Here is a 17,448-nt window from a genome sequence, read left to right on the forward strand (position 1 = left end):
AGCGGGGGCCAGCGAGGCGGATTTCTCAAGGAATGGCGAAGGCGGGAGGACCCCCATCCTCTCGCCGCCTGCCGGTGCGGTTATTCAGTGTCTTCGCCGCGCAGATGGGCCACGATGCCTTCCAGGTCACCTGGGCTCAGATGCTCCATCAGCCACGCCACGGTCACGGACTGGCCCTGGGCGCGGGTGTTCAACAGGTCGGCCAGTTTCTTCAGCAGGGCGTCCATCACGGCGTCGTCACTCTCAGCGTCCTGGCCAGCAGAGGCCAGATCGCGTTCTTCAGCGAGCGACAGGGGCAAGGAGGCAAACGAGAGGCCATTGATCTCAAAGGGCGAGCGCTGGGTGGCCTGACGGCCAAATTTGATGGTCTGGGTCATGGGGTCTCCTGTGGGCATCAGGCGTCAGAAAGAAATTCCACGCCGCCGGTCTTGTCGCCTTCGTACTTCCTGGCCTGCTGAATGGACTCTTCTTCCGAGTGAAGCTGTTGCTTGCCGGTCAGCAGGTCAGGGTTCATCTTGATGCGTTCGGTGCTGTCCAGCAGGACCTGATACAGGGCGCTGAGGGTGGCAGTGAAGATAGGCCGCGCCTCGGTGCCTGCAGTGAGGGTGCCGGAAATGGCGAGCTCCGAGACTCCATCGTCGAAGCAATAGGAAGCAGTGGGGAGGGGAGCTTTCCGGTATGCAGCGGCAAAGTAATGTGGTGTGAGGCTGTGCTTCGATTTTTCAATTAGAGGCACAAAGTCAGAAAAACCATATCTGATACTAAACTCATGTGACAGATGTTTCAGGCCAACTATCGCATAAGCTCCTGCGGTATCAAACGCAATGTATTCCGGCTGAACTTCCCTGACCCGGCAACGCCGAACATGCTTCATATAGTGGACAAGGGCTTCTGAAGCATTATCAAAGGAGCGGCCGTCGCAAACGAAACGAACCTCCTTCGGGGGATAGAGCCTGGAGTCATCTTTGTTCAGAAGATAGTCGAAGGTCGAGAGCATATTGAAAACGTGCATCTCTGGCTTGCCCTGATACCTCATCAGTTGGTGATATCTGGCAGTCAGGCCGCTGCCCTCATGGTCGAGAATAGCAGTTATATTTTCGAACTGAACCTTGGTTAAGTTCAGATACTTTTCCCTTTGGGCAACATCAAGATTATCAGGTGCCAGCTTCGCCTTTGCATTCAGCCAAGAATGATCATGGCCTTTGTAAATGCAGATGATGTGTCTTCCGAGTTGCACATGAATCTCGGAAGCGTCTAAGTGCTTTACCACCTCATGTCTTTGGCAGTAGTCGACGGCCAAGTCGAAAGCCGAACCTAGGAAGGGTGGGGCGACTTCAAATTTCTTCTTCTTCCAAAACATGGTTACGGTGCCCCTACCTGTGGCCCGTCTTCAAGCTGCACCGGATCGTTCATACCGCCTGCGCCAATACTGGTGTTCAGCCCTTTCCCGGCGTCAGTCAGCCCTGCACCGATCATCTTTTCGTTCAGGTAGTCAGGATTAAAGCCTAGGGAGTTGAGGTAAGCCTCCAAGCCGATTTTGAGTGGTTTGATCGGCTGCTGCTGGCCATCCGGCTTGACCATTTCGGTCTTGGCCGCCAGCACGGCGCCTTTCGCAGCCTCACTGGTGATTGAAGCAATCATGTGGCCCGTTCCTGCCCCCGACTGAATGGCTTTGCTCCATCCAGCATCTTTTTCCAGAATGGTGCGGTAGGTGGCGCGAGGTCCGATGGCCAAGAGGCTTCCTATCCCCCGCAGCACGCGACGGCCTGCCGTTTCTCCTCTCCGGCGAGGTGCCCCGATAGCGGCACGCTTCAGGTCAGCCCAGGATTGCTTGCGGGACGCTGCCAGAGCCTGCTGAGCAATGGGCCGCGCCACAACCCGGTGATTGGTCTGCACCAGTCGCTGCGCCAGCAGTTTCCTTAGTTTGTCCTGGCTGAAGTGGGTGGGGAGTTTGAGGGAGGCGGCCAACTGGGTGACCTGCCGGGGCAGCATGGCATCCACCGCTCTATGGGCAGCATCGAATCGCTTGGCCTTCAGCGCTTTGCGACCGCCGAGAAGTTGCTTCGTCTCCTTCGTGGCACGTCCGGCGATGCCTGCGCTCCCATACAGACTTTGCTGCATATCTGCCCAGGTCTCCCGGGCCAGCTTGGTGTTGTATTGCTTCATGTTTTTCCAGACCAGACGAGCACGATCTGTCAGAGCCCTGTTGGTCAATCTGGCAGGGGCCCCAGCTGCACTCGCGGCACGGCCAGTGACGACTGTTGAACGTCCAGCAACCAGGCGCCGTGCCCCCTGAGCCAGCCCCTTGCCCATAGGGCTCAGTGCGTAGCGGCCCAGGTTGCCAGCGGCGCCTTTGACCAGCCCACCAGCCAGTGCGGCGCCCGGACCCATCACCACGCCCAGCGCAGCGTCAAAAGCCATCGCCTTGGGATCCAGCACCCCCTGCATCAGGCTCATCTTGCCCTGGTACTTCTTGTCTCCCAGCAGGACTTTGTTCTGAGCAAGGCGGCCCAGGGCTCCCCCTGCCGCGCCGCCCGCCGCCATGATCAGCAGCGGTGCGGCCAGGCCCCCAGTCAGGCCCGTGAGGGCCGCTGCGCCTACGGTGACTCCCACGGTCACGGCCAGACGCGCCAGGGTGGCCTTGCCCTCGGTGGAGGTGGCCCATTTCCACGCTTCGGAGGCCTTGCCTTTGGCGGCATTCCAGAGGCCCTTCACGCCGCCCTTCTTAATGGCCTGAAAAGCGGTAAACGCAGCGCCCGTGCCCAGCAGCAATGCGGTGGCGGGGCGGTTTTTCAGGAATTTGCCCAGCCCACCCTTGGCCGTTCGTATCGCGCGGGTGGCTTTGGCGCCAATCCGGCGTTTCAAGCTTTGGGCCTTGGTGGTGGCGGTCTTGGCCAGCGCGGCAATCCTGGTTTTCGCGCTTGCTGCCGCTGCGGTCAGACGTTGGCGGACCTGCTGCCCGGCCGCTTTGGCCTGCGTCCAGGCGTTCTGGGCACGGGTCTTGACGTTGTTTAGCAGCCCTGTGGCAGCTGTCTTGAGCTTGGTGCGGGCCGCTGTGGCCTTGTCCCGCAGGTTGAGCGCCGCTGTCGACGCCGCTTGCCGCAGCGTTCCCGAGATCGTCCTCGCCTTGTCTTTCAGCTTTGTCTGCACCTGCGCGACTGTGGAAGCAGCCCGGAAGGCCAGCTGGTGGGCCCGGACACGCAGCTGCGCGGCCTTGGCTCTGGCACTCTGTACCGCCTGCTGCGCTTTGCCTTTGACTGTTTGCAGGGTTTTGCGACCGTACTCGCGCGCGGTCTCGCCTGCCGCCTTGATCTGGGTGCGCACCCTGTTGCGAAGCGTCTGGGCCTGCTTCAGGGTTTGACTGGCTGCCTCGCGCGCTGCCGTGATCGCCGGCGCCGCTGCCTTCTGCACGCGCTTCACGGTTTTCTGAATCCGCTGCTGGGCGGCTTTCTGCACGGTGCCGACCGCACTCTTCAGTTTGTCCCGGGCAGAGCCGGCCAGCTTTTTCAGGTCGCCCAGGCCCCAGCGTTGTACAGCGGTTGCGGGGGCCGGGGAAGCCACCTGACGCTGCACCGGGCGCGCCTTCTGAGGCATGGGGGCGGCGGCCAACTTGGCGCCCATCGTCCGGGCTTCAGCTTCAAGGCCAGCATCGGGGTCGATCCCGGTGCCCACGCGCCCTTGGGACTGTTGCACGGTATGGGTGGCTTCGTGGGCCAGCAGTTCCAGCCCACTCTGGCTGTTGGGATTGAACTTTCCACTCTGGAAAAAGATGTCACTGCCCGTCGTAAAGGCCAGGGCATTGACGCCCTTGGCCAGCCTGTCCGCTTCCGCATCATCGTGGATGCGCACCCGGGAGAGGTCGTGGTTCAAGCCTTGTTCGAGGTGCCGTTGAATGGCTTCAGGCAAGGGATTACCGCTGCCCCGTCTGGCTTGAATGCGCTGCAAGACGGGTTGCGTGGCTTCCGCGTCCAGTTCGGCCAACTGCCGCTGCAAGGTCTGTTGTTGGGCAGCGGTGGCAGCTCCACCTGCCTCGGCTTCATGGCGTTGCACGGCTGTATCCACGGCTCGTTGAAGTGCCAGCCGTTCCCCAGCGGGCACCAGGCCCAGCACCACGCGACTCACGGGGGCACTGATCGCATGCCGTTGCAGCGTCGCTAGATGCTCGCCGTAAATGTCATACCGGGCTTGGGCGGGGCCGCGATCTGAACGGAAGCCTTGGACCAAGGTATTGGCCACTTGCCGCTGGAGGGCGGTGAACTGGGCGTATTGCCGCGTATCTAACGCTTGGCCTTCGACCTGCTCGGCCTGGTGGCGCATCACCGTCACCCAGTCACCGGGACTCTGGGGCTTGGCTGGGACGGGCTGGGCTTGCCGTTGAATCGGCTGACCCTCCACCTGGGGCAAGGCGGCCAGCTGATCGCTCACCGCTTGGCGCTGAACTTGCAGCCGTGTTACCTCTTGCTGTTCTAACCCTGACGCCCGCAGTACTGGTCCCGCCGCTTGCCGCTGCAACACCTGGGGACGCCACAGGTGGGCCTGGATGCCGCTCACCGCCGGGTGGGGCGCAAGGTCTGGGGCCTGCACGGGGGCGGGGCCACGCCGCGCCGCTTTCTTGGTCAGGGACGCACCCTGGTGTTCAAACATGCCGTAACCTCCGGGACTTAAGCTTGACAATAAGTCATTTGCGCCCCGGAAGCGTGGGCTGCTTAGCGGATCCGGGTCACCTGCCGCGTTTCGGGATCGTTCATGTGCTCCAGGCGCAGCACCGGGGCGGCCGGGTAATCGGCATACAGCCCTTCGCCCCACTCAATCAGGCTCAGGCGACTGGCCTGCACCTGTTCGTCCAGGTCCATCTCGTACAGTTCGGCCACGTCGCGCACGCGGTAGGCGTCCACATGCAGCACTGGCCCGGCCGGGGTGGGGTAGAGGTTCATCAGGGCGTAGGTGGGGCTGGTCACGGCGCCGGCAAAGCCCAGGGCCGCCACCAGGCCCTGCGAGAAGCTGGTTTTGCCGGCGCCCAGTTCGCCTTCCAGAAAGAGCACGCTACCGGGCGACAGAGCGGTCCAACAGGCGCCGAACGCCTGCTGCTCGGTCAGGCCGCGCAGCACCCGCGCCGCGCCCACCGCCAGGGGCAGGGTCACGGCAGCCCGGTGTCCAGCCACGCGCCCACCTGTTCATCCAGTTCGGTCCAGTTCTGGGCGCGGCCCAGGCGCCATTCGCCGGGCACGGTGCTGCGCGCCGACCAGACGTGGGTGGCGTCGCCCATGTCCAGGCGGTGCAGTCCCAGGGCCGTGGCCTGGGTCAGCAGCGCCGCCATGCCCTGCGCCGAGAGGGTCTGGGCCCCCTGGCGAATCTGACCGCCCTGCAGGGTCCAGGTTTCGGCTGGTTCGGCGCTGGCCACGGGCGCGGGGGCCGGCGTGGGCGGTGTGGCGGGCGCCGAGAGCAGCGTGTCGAAAATGGAGGCCGGGGTCACGGCCGTGCTGGGTGGGGGGGGTGGCGGGGCCAGCGCCGGGTCGGGGTTGGCGGCCAGCGGGGCGCTGCTCTCCTCGAAGTCAAACACGTCCAGCAGGCCGCTCAGGGCGTCCTGCCCGAAGGTGGAGGTCACTTCCTGCGCGGCGCGGTACTCGGCGTGGGCCTCGGCCAGCAGGGCCTCGGCGTCGGCCAGGGTCTGGGCGTAGCGTTCCCGGGCCTGGGCACTCAGCTGCCCCAGGCGGCGCTGGGCACGCAGGGTGTCGGCCAGGCGGCCCAGGCGCTGGGTGGTTTCCCCGGCCAGGTGGCGCACGGTGTCGTATTCCCGCACCACGCGGTCGGCTCGGGCGTCAAAGTCCTCCCGCTCCTGGGCGGCGGCGCCCATGCGGCGCTCCAGCACGCTCCACAGGCTGGCGGGGTCCACCGTCTCGCCCTGGGCCAGCCGGGTGCGGGCCTCGGCCAGCAGGGGGGCCAGCTCTGCGCTGGCGCCGGGCACGTTGCGCGCCGAGCGCTCGATTTCCAGCAGTTCGCGCTGCAGTTCCAGCTGGGCGCTGGCGTCCACCCCGGCCTGCAGGGCCTCGTGCATGGCCTGCAGTTCCTGCAGTTCATCGGTGGCCAGGCTGCCGCTGTCCAGCAGGTGCCGGGCCGAGTCCAGGGCAATGCGGGTGTCGGCGCCGGCCTGCACCCGGCCCAGCTCGGTTTCCAGGCGGGCAAACTGTTCGCGCTGCTGGGCCAGCAGGGCGCTCCGCTCGGCCTTCAGGGCCTCGCGCCAGCCGCTCACCACGTCCTCGGTCAGTTTGGCCTGGGTGTGCAGGGTGCGCAGGCCCTCGTGGCGCTCACGTAGATCGGCGCGCACCTGCAGCAGCGCGGTAAATTCGCGCTCCACGCTGGCCAGCTGCTGGGCGGCGTGTTCCTGTTCCAGCGCCAGCACGCGCGCCTGGGCATTGGGGTCCAGAATGGTCGCGGAGGTGGGCACAGCGGGGTTTTCCACCGTCTGCACCACCGACGATTCCAGGGCCTTGCGCAGGTTGAAGGTGAGGTTGCGCGCGCGCTCCACCTCGCCGGGCAGCAGTGTGCCCTGTTTCTGGGCCTCGTCAATCTGGCCAATCAGGGTATCCAGGCGGCGCACGTCCTTGCCGCCCATGCCCTGCACCCGCGCGAAAGTGGCGCGCAGCTCTGCGAGGTCCTGGCCCTGTTCCACTAGCCCTTCTTGCAGGCGCCGGTCCATGGTGTCAATCAGGTTCTGGCCTTCTTGCACCAGCGCGCTGATGTCCCGGCCCTCTTTTTCCTCCTGGCGCGCCACGCTCAGCACCCCGCGCAGGCGCTGGGTCTCGGGCCAGTCGAAGTACAGCGAGAAGCGCCGCGCGCCCTCTTCCAGCCCCAGCAGGGAACTGAGCTGGTTGGGCAAGAGGCGCTCCTGCGTGGATTTCATGATCTCGTTAAGCACTTCCGAAACGCGCTTTTTCGCCAGCGGCGCAGGCACGCTCAGTTGCAAGCGCTTGAAGACCTCCTTTTTCAGGATGTCCTCAAGCATGCCCGGATCAATGGTGTCCAGCGAGCCGCCGCGCGTCTGGGCGGCGTCCTGCAGAATGCGTTCCAGCGCGCGGGGCGAGACCAGATCGCCCAGCATTTTCACCGGCAGTCGGCTCAGGGTGGCCATCAGAGTTCCTCATCCCAGTCCACGGTGGCGGCGCTCTCCACAGTGGTGTTCTTGGACGAACTGCCCGCGCCCAGCAGTCCGAACTGCTCGCACAGGCCCCGGAAGCCAAAGGCCATCAGGCCAATGGCGACCGCACTCAGCAGCGCCCACAGCGGCAGCGCGTAGGCACTCTGGGTCAGGGTCAGGTTGGTCAGGCCGCGCAGGGCCCCGGCGCCAAAGATGTCGCCCAGGGCCCCCAGGAACCCAAACACGCCTTCAAGCATCAGGGGCAGCATCAGCAGGCCTAGGCCCGTCATGATGGCGCGCCAGTAGGTGTTGCGCCCACCGAAGGCGAGGTTGAGCAGGTACAGCGGCGCGGCGGTGGCCAGCGCCAGCAGCAGGAACACCAGCACCCGCAGCCAGCCCGAAAACCATCGGCTGATGCCCAGCGAAGTGGTGTCCAGGGCGCTGACGCCCTGTCCGGCCTGCTGGCGCTCGGCATTGGCCAGCCCGCCGATCAGGGCCTGCACGTCGCTGACCCGCAGGGCGCTGCGGCCCTGGGCGCGCTCGGCAGCGGCCGTCACCTGGGTAAAGGCGGCGCTGTCACGCAGGGGCGCTGGCACGCGCGCCAGCGCCGATGAGGCCGCTGCCAGCGCTTCGCGCGCCGCTGCGGCGTCGCCGTGGCCAGCAGCGGCCTGGGCACGGCCCAGTTCGGCGTAGGCGGCGGCCACGGCGGCGGCGCTGCCAGCGGCGGGGGTGGGCCGGGGGGCCGGGGTGGGTGTGGGCGCCGGCGTGGGGTCTGGCTGGGGCGCCGGGGTGGTGCCCCCCTGCGGCGGGGTGGACTGCCCCGGGCGGCTGGTGCCCGTGCCCGTCACGGCGGGCGGGGTGGCCAGCGCGCGGTTCAGGGCGGCGGTGCCCCGGCGCAGGGTGCCCAGCGAGGTGGCCAGCGCAGCAGTGTCGCCGCCGGCCAGCTGCCGCAGCGCGTCGCCAAACTGAGACACCTTCAGTGTGCCCACGCCGGACGCGTCCTGCACGGTGGTAAACCAGCCGGTGGCGCGGGCCAGATTCACGTATGAGGTGGTGGTCTGCTCGGCGCGGGTACCCTGCAGGGCGGCCGAGACCCGGGCGGCGGCGGCGCGCTGCAGGCGCCACGCGGTGCGCTCCAGGCGGCCAGCGCGGGCATCCTGGCCCAGGGCCTGCGCGGCCTGACCTGTCAAGCCGAACTCGCGTGCCAGCAGACGCAGCTGGGCGTCGCCATTCTCGGGCGCGGCGCTCAGGGCGGCCAGGGTCTGGTCGTACAGCGCCTTGCGCATCAGGCCGCGTGCCAGCAGCACCTGGGCTTCCAGTTCAGCCGGGGTGCGGGCCAGCGCGGCGCGCGCGCCCCCCAGGGCGTCGGTCAGGCCGCGCACAATCTGCTGGTTGCGCAGGGTAGGCGACAGGGTATCCAGCGCCTGCTGCGCCGCGTCCAAGCGGGTCAGGGCTGCCTGCGCCGACTGCGCGCGCGCCGACACCGCGCCGTCCAGATTGCTGGCCAAGGCGCTGTAGGCCGTCAGGTCCTGGGCGCCGGCCGTGCCCAGGGTGCCCAGGCTCAGAGCGGCCAGCAGGCTCAGCCCGGCGGGGCGCTTCACGCCGCCACCCGCAGCTGCTGCAGTTCCACGATCAGGCGCCCCACGTTGGCCTGCGAGGTCGCCACCACCGCCACACAGTAGCCGCCCAGCGGGCACACACAGACCGTCTGGCCCCCCAGGTCTGCCGAGAGCAGCCGCAGGGCGCGTTTCTGAAACAGCATGGCGCTGGCGGCCACCACGCCGCCCAGGCCCGCCGGATCGCGCACCGCCTTGACCCGCAGCACTTCCCCGCTGGCGCGGCAGACCATGATCCCCTGCACGCCACTGAAGCGGCCCAGGGTCTGAATCAGGGCGTCCTGATCTTCTGCCCGCGCCAAGTCGTAGGTGCGGGTGGTGGGCAGGGCGCCGTATTCGGGGTCATCGAACTCGAAGTCGTCGGCACTCAGGCCCAGATCGTCGAAGGTGGTGTCGGTCTGCGGCTCGTCCCAGGTGGCCAGCGGCACATTCTGGGTAAACAGCGTGGGGGCCTTGGGGTACTGCGCTTCCAGTTGCCCCGACAGGTTCAGCAGTTCCTTGCGGGCGCGGGCCGGTGGCAGCACGGTGCTCAGGCGCGCGAGCAGCGGACCGGACAGCACCTTCTGCATGTCCTGCGCCGTTACGGTTTCAGCTGCGAGCCCCTGCTCGCGCAGCACCGAGCGCAGCATGGTCTCGGCCGCACGATCAGAGACGACGCCCGACAAGGCGCGGACAATCATGGTGTACACAGCGTTCGTCATGAAGAACCTCAAGGAAGTATAGAAAGGCCGCGCTTACATTTTTGTCTCATCTGGATTGTGCCGCAAATGCGGGCCCGGCGTGCGGGTGTGCGTGCCCCCTGCTATACTCCCGTCGCCCGCTTGCGGGCCTCTTGGCGCCGGCTCTGCACTCGTAGCTCAGCTGGATAGAGCGGCCCCCTCCTAAGGGGCAGGCCACTGGTTCGAATCCAGTCGAGTGCGCCACCTCAAGACCCCGCGTCAGGCGGGGTTTTTTGTTGCTGGCGCCTGGGTCAGGGCAGCCCCCCTCCCTTTACCACCACCCCCGGCGTTTGAAAAAAGCCGCCAGCACGCCGCCGATGAGCAGAAAGCTGCTCCAGGCCAGCAGGTAGCCGTAGGGGCTTTTCAGTTCGGGCATGTATTCAAAATTCATGCCCCACACGCCAGCCAGAAAGGTCAACGGCAGGAAAATCACGCTCACGGCGGTCAGGGTGCGCATTACCTCGTTCATGCGCTGGCCCTGCAGGCCCAGGTGCAGGTCCAGCAGGCTGGTCAGCAGGTCGCGCAGGCTGTCCAGCTGCCCGCTGGCGCGGCTGAACGAATCCTGTACGTCGCGGTAGCGCACAAGGTCGCCGGGTGTGCCGCCCGCGTGGCGCCCTAACAGCGCTGTGGCCTCGCGCGCCTCCGAGGTCAGGCGCCGCGCCTGGGTGATCAGGTGCTTCATGGCAAAGACCTCTTCTACCGGGTTGCGCTGCCCCTGAAAAATGCGTTCTTCCAGCACGTCGGCGCGCCCTTCCAGTGCGTCGGCCACCGTGAAGAAGGTCTCGGCGGTGTGATCCAGCAGCTCATAGGCCACCTCCTGGGGGGTGTTCACGCTCTCGCGCCCGACCAGGGGCCACACGGCAGCCAGCGCCTGCGTGCCAGCGGTGCTCATGGTCACCACAGCCTGCCCGAAAATCAGGATGCTCAGGCGCTCGGTGAATTCGTCACCCTCCTCGGGGCGGGCGTAGGAACGCACGGTAATAAAGGCGTGCTCGGGATACACCTCGGCGCGGCTCCAGTGGCCGCGTTCCAGCACATCTTCCAGGGCCAGCCGGTTGATGGGAAAAGCGGCGCGCAGGCGCGCGACTTCTTCCGGAGTCACCCCCTGCACGTCCACCCAGACATCCTGGGTTTCCCCGGCCCACGCCAGGGGCTCGCCGGTACTGAGTTGCCGCGCCTGAATCATGCGCCCCAGGATGCCAGAGTGTGGGGTCGGTGCCGTGGAGTGAGACGCCCATCTGCCATTCTGTGCCCATGAAGTCGTGGCTCTGGGTCGTGGTGGGCGCCGTGGGGGCCGGGGGGCGCTCCGGCGTGGGCGGGCTGGACCGGGCCCTGGGGGGGCGGCGGTGACCCGGCGCCGCAAGGCCGAGTCCCGCCCTCCCGAACAGTTTCTGGAACTCTCGGAACTGCTGGCCTACGTGGGGCAGGTGATTGCGCGCGGGCTGCCCGGCGCGGTGTGGGTGCGCGCCGAGATTGCCGCCGTGACCGACCGGCGCCACCTCTACCTGGACCTCGTGCAAAGCGGCGAGGAGGGCGAGGTGGCCCGCTGCCGCGCCACCGTGTGGGCCCGGGAGCGCTTTGCCCTAGACGCCAAGTTCCGCCGCGCCACGGGCGGGGGTCTGACGGCGGGCCTGAAGGTGCTGCTGTTTGGCGAGGCCACCTTCCACGAGCAGTACGGCTTTGCGCTGAACGTACTGGACATTGCCCCCGAATTCACCCTGGGTGACGCGGCGCTGCGACTGGCCGAGGGCCGCGAAACCCTGGTGCGCGAGGGCGTGTACAGCCTGAACCGCCAGCTGGCGCTGCCCACAGACTTCTGGCGCTTTGCGGTGCTCTCCCCGCGCGAGGCCGCCGGGCTGGGCGATTTCCGGCGCGAGATTGATCCGCTGGAGCGGGCCGGGGTGGTCCGCCCGGTGTATCTGGAAGCCACCTTTCAGGGCCCCGGCGCCGCCGCCAGCCTGCGCCGGGGGGTGCAGGCGGCCCTGGAATTGCACGGGGCCGAACCGCTGGACGCCCTGGTGGTGATCCGGGGCGGCGGCGCCGTCACCGATCTGGCGTGGCTGAACGACCTGCCGTTTGCCCGCGCCCTGGCCACCTTTCCTGCGCCGGTGGTCACCGGGCTGGGCCACGCGCGCGACGACACCCTGCCCGACGAGGTGGCCTGCGCGCGCACCGACACGCCCAGCAAGGCGGCGGCCCTGATCGTTCGCGCGGTGGTGGCCGCCGCCGCCCAGGCCCAGGAGGACGCGCGCACCATCCGCGCCCACGCCGCCGGGGTGCTGGTGGACGCCGAGGCCGGCGCGCACTGGACCCTGGACCGCGCCCGCCGGGCCGCCGCGCAGCAGGTGGAAGCGGCGGCGGCCAGCGTAGACGCCCTGATGAAGCAGGCCCTGGGCCTGACCCCGGCGCGCACCCTGGGCCGGGGCTACGCCCTGGTGCGCGCCGAGGGCGGGCAGCCCATCACCCGCGCCGCGCAGGTACAGGCCGGGCAGCTCCTGACACTGGAATTCAGCGATGGCGTGGCCGGAGTCAGGGCCGACGGGTAACCGGGACTGGCGGGCGCAGGCCACAACACACCCTGGCGCCGTTCAGTCACTCGCTACCAAGCCCCCGATCAACCGAGCGGGCTGGGACAGCGGCGCCGCAGCGCGAGGATCGAAAAAGTACGTTGCACCTCATGGTGCAACGTCCTCAAAAAGCGTCAGGTTGTTGGGGTTCAGGAACGTTACAGGCGGCGCACGGTGCAGGTGCCGGCCTGCTGCGCCACTCCTGCAAAGGTGCTGAGGTCTGAACCGCTGTCCAGGCTGTCCAGCAGCTTGCTCATGTCGTCGGCCGTACTGTGCAGCAGCAGGCCCTTGGCGCTGGCCCAGCCGGGCCCTTTGGGCGCCGTCAGGCACAGCAGCATCCATTCTTCACTGGCGGGCCGGTCCGCAGGCGGGGGCGTCTCTTCGACCAGTACCGCAACGTCCTGCTCGCGCTCAATAAACAGCAGCGCGTTGTCCGGCTTGCGGCCGTTGGCGCTGTAAATCCACAGGTCGTCGCCAAAGTCGGGACGTCCACGCAGGGTGTAGATCTGCTGCACGTTCATGCCAGCCTTGGTGGTGCCCGTCATTTCGAAGGAGTCGCCCGCCTTGAAAGGTTCCTGAGGGGTCGTGGCAGCGCAGCCAGCCAGCAGCAGAGTCGAGCAAATGAGAAGCTTCTTCATCACCCCCTAAGAAAAGCACAGAGAGGCAGGAGTGTCGAACAAATCCGCCGGGTGGCAGTGGGTCAACGACTTCTTTCCTCACCCGTGGCCACTGGCCGTCCGGGGTCGCTGATCCAGTCGCTCCAGGACCCGGCGTACAGGCGGTTAGCGGGGCCCAGCGGTACGCCGGCCAGTTCGCGGGCCAGCAGGTTGGGCGTGGCACTCACGCCGCTGCCGCAGTAGGTAATGGTGGGCTGCCCGCCTGTCGCCAGCCGCGCCTCCTGTTCCCCGGCCGGGCGCCAGTATCCGCGTTCATCCAGGGCGCCACTCCACTCGCGGTTCACGGCGCCCGGAATGTGCCCGGCCCTGGCATCAATGGGTTCTGCGTCGCCCCGGTAGCGGGCCGGGGCGCGGGCGTCCAGGAGCAGGGTTCCGGCTGGCCGCGCCCGCACGTCGGCGGCACTGGCCACGAGGTCGGCCTGAACGTGGGGCAGGAAGGGAACGGGGGAATGCTCAGGTTCGCTCAGGGTTACAGCGCCGCTGGCCTCCACCCAGGCGGGCCAGCCGCCGTCCAGCACCGCCACCTGTGTGTGCCCCAGCCAGCGCAGCAGCCACCAAGCCCGCGCGGCGTAGAAGCCCTGGCCGGTGCCCGGGTCGTCGTAACAGACCACGGCCGTGTCGTTGCCAATCCCTGCCGCCCCCAGCCACCCGGCCAGCGCCTCGGGGCCGGGCAGGGGATGGCGGCCACCGCTTCCGTCGGCCTGCACTAGCCCGCTCAGGTCGGTTTCCAGGTCGGCGTAGGTGGCGCCTGGAATGTGGCCCTGCAGGTAAGCCAGCCGCCCCAGCAGCGGATCGCTCAGTGCGTAGCGGCAGTCCAGCACACGCACCTGGGGGTCATGCAGATGGGCCATCAGCCAGTCGGTGGGGACCAGGGGCGTGGGCAGCGGCGTCATGCCGCAGGCTACCCCGCTGAGCCCAAAACAAAAAATCCGCCCTCTTCGGCGGTGATAAAAATAAGATACCGCAGTATGCAGCTCAGGTCAAGTCCTGCCGGGCGAGCTGGAAAAGAACGGCCTGGCGCCGTTCGGCGGCGCAGGCCAGGGGTGGAGCCGTGCATAACGCGGGGGGGCTTGTTGCCGTTCGAGGTGATGAAGGCCGGCCCCACATTCGCCTGCACGGGTGAAGGCTACGTCAGCAGCGGGCGGCCTGCCCGGCTGGGTGCCGGTCAGCTTCCTCCAGCCCCCGGGTCGGTGCGGACCAGCGGCCGATCATGGAGCGATCACGGCGTCTCTTTTAAGGTGCCTGCAGTTCCCGGGCCCACCCCGCGCCCACCCCACAGGAGGCACCACCATGAACAGACTGTTTTTCCTGGCCCCGCTGACCCTCTGCGCCGCCCTGCTGGGCACGGCCCACGCCAGTTGCGCCGCCCCCAAAGACATGAACGGCGTGTGGCGCGCCAATGACGGCGGCACCTATTACGTGCGCCAGCTGGGCAATCAGGTGTGGTGGCTGGGCCAGAGCAGCGACGGCGGCAAAACCTGGACCCATGTCTTTTCCGGCGTGCGCAGCGGCAACACGGTCAAGGGCACCTGGGCGGATGTGCCGCGTGGGCAGGTGCGCAGCAGCGGCGCGCTCACCCTGACCCTGTCGGGCGTAAACAGCGTGCTGGGCTTCAAGCGCGCGTCGGCCACGGGCGGCTTTGGCGGCTCGTCTTGGTACATGCCCTGCGACGACGTGATTCTGAATCCGGTGCCGTAAGGGTCCGTGCTGCGGGCGGCTGGGGGCCTGTGGACGCTCCCGGCCGCGTTGAAGATGGGTTCTGGGTGTGGAGCTTACGCCTGGACCCCGTCTTTCTCTTTTCCGCTTCGCCTGGATGGCACCATTCTGCCAGGTCGCTGGCGGTTGAGCTTGAGGTCAACCGAGGGAGGCGAGAAGCGAACACAGGGCCCCGCACCGGGGATGGACAGGGTTCAGCGCTCTCCCAAACCGTTGAGATGGGAGGGGGGAGGCCGTTAACGGTTCAGGTCGGGGTTCTTGTCACCAGGGTCAGTTCATCAGGAACAGGCACGCCGTGGCGTCATCGTCCAGCGGGGTGGGGCCCACCAGCCGTACCACGTGGCGCTGGCCGTCGCGCGTCCAGTCGGCCTCCTGGGCCTCAATGGCGCCCGGCAGGCTGACCGTGCGCCACCCCGACAACGCAGCGCCGACGCGAGCGGCATTGGCGCTTACCGCGCCCTGCAGGGCCACCAGGTCTGCCTGTTCAGGTTCGCCGCTGAACACCAGGCGCCCCGGTCCACCCAGGCACACCTCTTCTTCCTCTGCCTCGTACCCGACCCCGCGCAGCACGCGGCCCTCCTCGCCAGGGCGCCCCAGCCACCACAGGCCCGCCACGACTGCAGGAACAAGAAGCCACGCCAGCCCTGTGCGCCGCCTGGAGTTTGCCATGGTGCCCAGCGTACTGCGGGGCAGGGGCGGGCGGCTCGTCGAGTGCGCCCTTCTCTCTGTGCCTGGGCCCTCAATCCGCGCCGCCCCCGTGCTAGACTGGCCTTTCGCCAGCGACTTCTCGCCGTGAGAAGACCGGCCAGTTTCGGCGGACCCCGGGCAGACGCCGCCCAGGTTCCGGCACCGTAAAGGAGCGTCTATGCATAAAGTTGCCATTGTGGGCCGACCCAATGTCGGCAAGTCCAGCCTGTTTAATCGCCTGATTGGCCGCCGTGAAGCCGTGGTGGCCGATTTTCCCGGGGTCACCCGCGACGCCAAGGAAGGGCTGATGCTCTACCACAACCACCGCATCACCCTGATTGACACGGGCGGGCTGTGGAGCGGGGACGAGTGGGAAGCGGCCATCCGGGAAAAGGCCGAGTGGGCCATGGAAGGCGCACAGGCCGTGATTTTCGTGCTGGACCCCCGCGAGGGGCTCTCGGCGGCCGACTACGAGGTGGCCGAGTGGCTGCGCCGCCTGGGCAAGCCCGTGATTCTGGTCGCCAACAAGATTGACAGCCCCAAGCACGAGGTCTATATGGCCGAGCTGTGGGGCCTGGGCTTCGGGGAGCCCATTGCCATCAGCGCCGAGCACGCGCGCGGCCTGGACGACCTGCTGGACCGGGTGCTGACCCACCTGCCCGAGGATGATGAGGACGTGCCGGAAGTGGCGCCCATCCGCATCTCGCTGATTGGCCGCCCCAATGTGGGCAAAAGCAGCCTGCTCAACGCCATCACCCAGAGCGAGCGCGCCATTGTGGCCGACCAGCCGGGCACCACCCGCGACAGCCTGGACGTGGAGTGGGATTACGGCGGTCAGCGCTTCGTGCTGGTGGACACGGCGGGCATTCGCAAGAAGCCCGATACCGCCATTGAGGACTACGCCATTCAGCGCTCGCAGGCGGCCATCGAACGCAGCGACCTGATCTGGCTGGTGGTGAACGCGGGGGACCTGGGCGACCACGAGCTCAAGCTGGCCAATCTGGCCTACGACAGCGGCAAACCGGTGATCGTGGTGGTGAACAAGTGGGACCTCGTGCCTGACGATGAACTCAAGCGCACGGAAAAGGACCTGAACCAGAAGCTGCACCATATTTCCTACGCGCCGCGCGTGTACACCAGCGCGCTGAACGAATACGGCATTCACGACATGCTGGCCGAGGCCATGAAGCTGCACGAGAAGTGGCAAAGCCGCATTCCCACCAGCGAACTCAACCGCTGGCTGGAAGTCTGGCAGATGCGCCAGGCCGTGCCCAACTTTCACGGCAAGAAGCTGAAAATGTACTTCATGACGCAGGTGGAAACGGCGCCGCCCACCTTCGCTATTTTTTGCAACCGCGCCGATTTTGTGACGCGGGCCTACGAGGGCTTCCTGCAAAACCGCATCCGCGAGGATTTGCAGCTGGCCGGCATTCCGGTGCGCCTGAAGTGGAAGGAAAAGGGCCCCTACAAGAAGGACAAGAAGGGCGCCGAAGAGTAGGCGGCATGAAGGGAGGTGCCTGAGCAGGGGAGAAGCCGTCCGGCCTCCCCCCTGCGCCTATCCTGCCCCCATGACCAACCTGCACGCCCTTCCCGCCGACCTGCCCGCTCCGGTCGACGACGGCGCCTGCGACCACCTGCCGGGGCAGCGGGTGCCGGCTCTGCGCCTGCCCGGCACCGATGGCCAGACGTACGACCTCTCGGCGCTGCCCGGCCGCACGGTGCTGTACCTCTACCCCAAAACGGGCCGCCCGGATGGAGCCGTGCCGGAGGGCTGGGACCAGATTCCCGGTGCCCGGGGCTGCACCCCGCAAAGCTGCGCCTTTCGCGACCACCACGCGGAACTTCAGGCGGCGGGGGCGCGGGTCTTCGGCCTGAGTGTGCAGCCCACCGCCTATCAGCAGGAGGCGGCCGAGCGCCTCCACCTGCCCTTTGCCCTGCTGTCGGACGCCGACCGGCACTGGAGCCGCGCCCTGAAGCTCCCCACCTTCGAGGCCGGCGGCGAAACGCTGCTGCGCCGCACCACCCTGATCCTGCGCGGCGGCGTGGTGGAACATGTCTTTTTCCCCGTCTTCCCCCCGGACCGCAACGCCGCCGACGTGCTGGCGTGGCTGGCCGCCCACTCTTAAGTCGCTCGCTGCCAAGTCCCCGATCAACCGAGCGGGCTGGAACAGCGGCGCCGCAGAGCGAGTCTCGAAAAAAGGACGTTGCACCGGGAATGGAGACTTTGCGGTGCTCTCCTGCAAAGCCGCAACGTGAGGGGCAACGTCCTTAACGTAAGAAGCGGAGGCACACCCGCCTCCGCTCCTCTCTCCATCACCGATTACCTTTCAA

The 17,448-nt window shown here is 67.3% G+C and carries 15 protein-coding genes and 1 tRNA gene; 5 read left to right on the top strand and 11 right to left on the bottom strand.

Translation table 11 applies throughout. The features are described from left to right. Positions 1–80 precede the first annotated feature (80 nt). The 7 genes from C8263_RS12285 to C8263_RS12310 form a co-directional block, all read right to left on the bottom strand. Positions 81–377 (bottom strand): hypothetical protein, encoded by a 297-nt coding sequence (locus C8263_RS12285; RefSeq protein WP_107138421.1) that lies wholly within the window; start codon positions 375–377, stop codon positions 81–83. 17 nt (positions 378–394) lie between these two features. Next, complete coding sequence (locus C8263_RS18955; RefSeq protein ID WP_146160671.1) at positions 395–1,360, bottom strand: hypothetical protein; 966 nt, start codon at positions 1,358–1,360, stop codon at positions 395–397. A gap of 2 nt (positions 1,361–1,362) precedes the next feature. Next, complete coding sequence (locus C8263_RS12290) at positions 1,363–4,317, bottom strand: eCIS core domain-containing protein (protein WP_233218796.1); 2,955 nt, start codon at positions 4,315–4,317, stop codon at positions 1,363–1,365. Between the two features lie 389 nt (positions 4,318–4,706). Then, positions 4,707–5,162 (bottom strand): tRNA (adenosine(37)-N6)-threonylcarbamoyltransferase complex ATPase subunit type 1 TsaE, encoded by a 456-nt coding sequence (gene tsaE, locus C8263_RS12295; protein ID WP_233218790.1) that lies wholly within the window; start codon positions 5,160–5,162, stop codon positions 4,707–4,709. Beyond that, positions 5,138–7,129, bottom strand: coding sequence for a coiled-coil domain-containing protein (locus C8263_RS12300; RefSeq protein WP_107138424.1), 1,992 nt, complete (start codon positions 7,127–7,129; stop codon positions 5,138–5,140). The genes tsaE and C8263_RS12300 overlap by 25 nt, the downstream gene beginning before the upstream one ends. Then, positions 7,129–8,736 (bottom strand): hypothetical protein, encoded by a 1,608-nt coding sequence (locus C8263_RS12305; protein ID WP_107138425.1) that lies wholly within the window; start codon positions 8,734–8,736, stop codon positions 7,129–7,131. Before C8263_RS12305 ends, C8263_RS12300 begins: the two co-directional genes overlap by 1 nt. Further along, on the bottom strand, positions 8,733–9,452 hold the full coding sequence (locus C8263_RS12310; RefSeq protein WP_107138426.1) for a roadblock/LC7 domain-containing protein: 720 nt from the start codon (positions 9,450–9,452) through the stop codon (positions 8,733–8,735). The genes C8263_RS12305 and C8263_RS12310 overlap by 4 nt, the downstream gene beginning before the upstream one ends. 145 nt (positions 9,453–9,597) lie before the next feature. Here C8263_RS12310 and C8263_RS12315 point away from each other — a divergent pair. Beyond that, positions 9,598–9,674: transfer RNA gene (locus C8263_RS12315), tRNA-Arg, on the top strand. 67 nt (positions 9,675–9,741) lie between these two features. On the opposite strand, the gene C8263_RS12320 is transcribed toward C8263_RS12315, so the two are convergent. Next, on the bottom strand, positions 9,742–10,656 hold the full coding sequence (locus tag C8263_RS12320) for a magnesium transporter CorA family protein (RefSeq protein ID WP_107138427.1): 915 nt from the start codon (positions 10,654–10,656) through the stop codon (positions 9,742–9,744). A gap of 160 nt (positions 10,657–10,816) precedes the next feature. Here C8263_RS12320 and xseA point away from each other — a divergent pair, with 160 nt between their 5' ends. Beyond that, positions 10,817–12,016: an exodeoxyribonuclease VII large subunit gene (xseA, locus tag C8263_RS12325; protein WP_233218791.1), complete on the top strand. Its 1,200-nt coding sequence runs from the start codon at positions 10,817–10,819 to the stop codon at positions 12,014–12,016. Positions 12,017–12,195: 179 nt separating this feature from the next. Here the strand turns inward: xseA and C8263_RS12330 are convergent, their stop codons facing one another. Continuing rightward, a complete protein-coding gene (locus C8263_RS12330) occupies positions 12,196–12,675 on the bottom strand; it encodes a hypothetical protein (protein ID WP_146160672.1) in 480 nt (159 codons plus the stop codon). Positions 12,676–12,737: 62 nt separating this feature from the next. After that, the gene (locus C8263_RS12335) at positions 12,738–13,607 is read right to left on the bottom strand and encodes a sulfurtransferase (protein ID WP_107138429.1); all 870 of its coding nucleotides are present in this window, start codon (positions 13,605–13,607) and stop codon (positions 12,738–12,740) included. 397 nt (positions 13,608–14,004) lie between these two features. On the opposite strand from C8263_RS12335, the gene C8263_RS12340 reads away from it, so the two are divergent. Next, positions 14,005–14,412 carry a hypothetical protein gene (locus C8263_RS12340; RefSeq protein ID WP_107138430.1) on the top strand — a complete coding sequence of 136 codons (408 nt, stop codon included), beginning with the start codon at positions 14,005–14,007 and terminating at the stop codon, positions 14,410–14,412. Between the two features lie 288 nt (positions 14,413–14,700). Here C8263_RS12340 and C8263_RS12345 read toward each other — a convergent pair whose 3' ends face one another. Then, a complete protein-coding gene (locus C8263_RS12345) occupies positions 14,701–15,099 on the bottom strand; it encodes a hypothetical protein (protein WP_146160673.1) in 399 nt (132 codons plus the stop codon). Positions 15,100–15,295: 196 nt separating this feature from the next. Between C8263_RS12345 and der the strand changes: the two genes are divergently transcribed. Continuing rightward, positions 15,296–16,615, top strand: a complete 1,320-nt coding sequence (gene der / locus C8263_RS12350; RefSeq protein ID WP_107138432.1) for a ribosome biogenesis GTPase Der — start codon at positions 15,296–15,298, stop codon at positions 16,613–16,615. Between the two features lie 70 nt (positions 16,616–16,685). Beyond that, the gene (locus C8263_RS12355) at positions 16,686–17,243 is read left to right on the top strand and encodes a peroxiredoxin (protein WP_107138433.1); all 558 of its coding nucleotides are present in this window, start codon (positions 16,686–16,688) and stop codon (positions 17,241–17,243) included. The last annotated feature ends 205 nt before the right edge of the window (positions 17,244–17,448 follow it).

The organism is Deinococcus arcticus (assembly GCF_003028415.1).
Lineage (GTDB): Bacteria > Deinococcota > Deinococci > Deinococcales > Deinococcaceae > Deinococcus > Deinococcus arcticus.

Excerpts from the sequence above, each read along its gene's own strand:
- C8263_RS12285 (WP_107138421.1), bottom strand. The coding sequence starts at position 377 with ATGACCCAGACCATCAAATTTGGCCGTCAGGCCACCCAGCGCTCGCCC.
- C8263_RS18955 (WP_146160671.1), bottom strand. The coding sequence starts at position 1,360 with ATGTTTTGGAAGAAGAAGAAATTTGAAGTCGCCCCACCCTTCCTAGGT.
- C8263_RS12290 (WP_233218796.1), bottom strand. The coding sequence starts at position 4,317 with ATGCGCCACCAGGCCGAGCAGGTCGAAGGCCAAGCGTTAGATACGCGG.
- C8263_RS12300 (WP_107138424.1), bottom strand. The coding sequence starts at position 7,129 with ATGGCCACCCTGAGCCGACTGCCGGTGAAAATGCTGGGCGATCTGGTC.
- C8263_RS12310 (WP_107138426.1), bottom strand. The coding sequence starts at position 9,452 with ATGACGAACGCTGTGTACACCATGATTGTCCGCGCCTTGTCGGGCGTC.
- C8263_RS12320 (WP_107138427.1), bottom strand. The coding sequence starts at position 10,656 with ATGATTCAGGCGCGGCAACTCAGTACCGGCGAGCCCCTGGCGTGGGCC.
- C8263_RS12330 (WP_146160672.1), bottom strand. The coding sequence starts at position 12,675 with ATGAAGAAGCTTCTCATTTGCTCGACTCTGCTGCTGGCTGGCTGCGCT.
- C8263_RS12335 (WP_107138429.1), bottom strand. The coding sequence starts at position 13,607 with ATGACGCCGCTGCCCACGCCCCTGGTCCCCACCGACTGGCTGATGGCC.
- C8263_RS12340 (WP_107138430.1), top strand. The coding sequence starts at position 14,005 with ATGAACAGACTGTTTTTCCTGGCCCCGCTGACCCTCTGCGCCGCCCTG.
- C8263_RS12345 (WP_146160673.1), bottom strand. The coding sequence starts at position 15,099 with ATGGCAAACTCCAGGCGGCGCACAGGGCTGGCGTGGCTTCTTGTTCCT.
- der (WP_107138432.1), top strand. The coding sequence starts at position 15,296 with ATGCATAAAGTTGCCATTGTGGGCCGACCCAATGTCGGCAAGTCCAGC.
- C8263_RS12355 (WP_107138433.1), top strand. The coding sequence starts at position 16,686 with ATGACCAACCTGCACGCCCTTCCCGCCGACCTGCCCGCTCCGGTCGAC.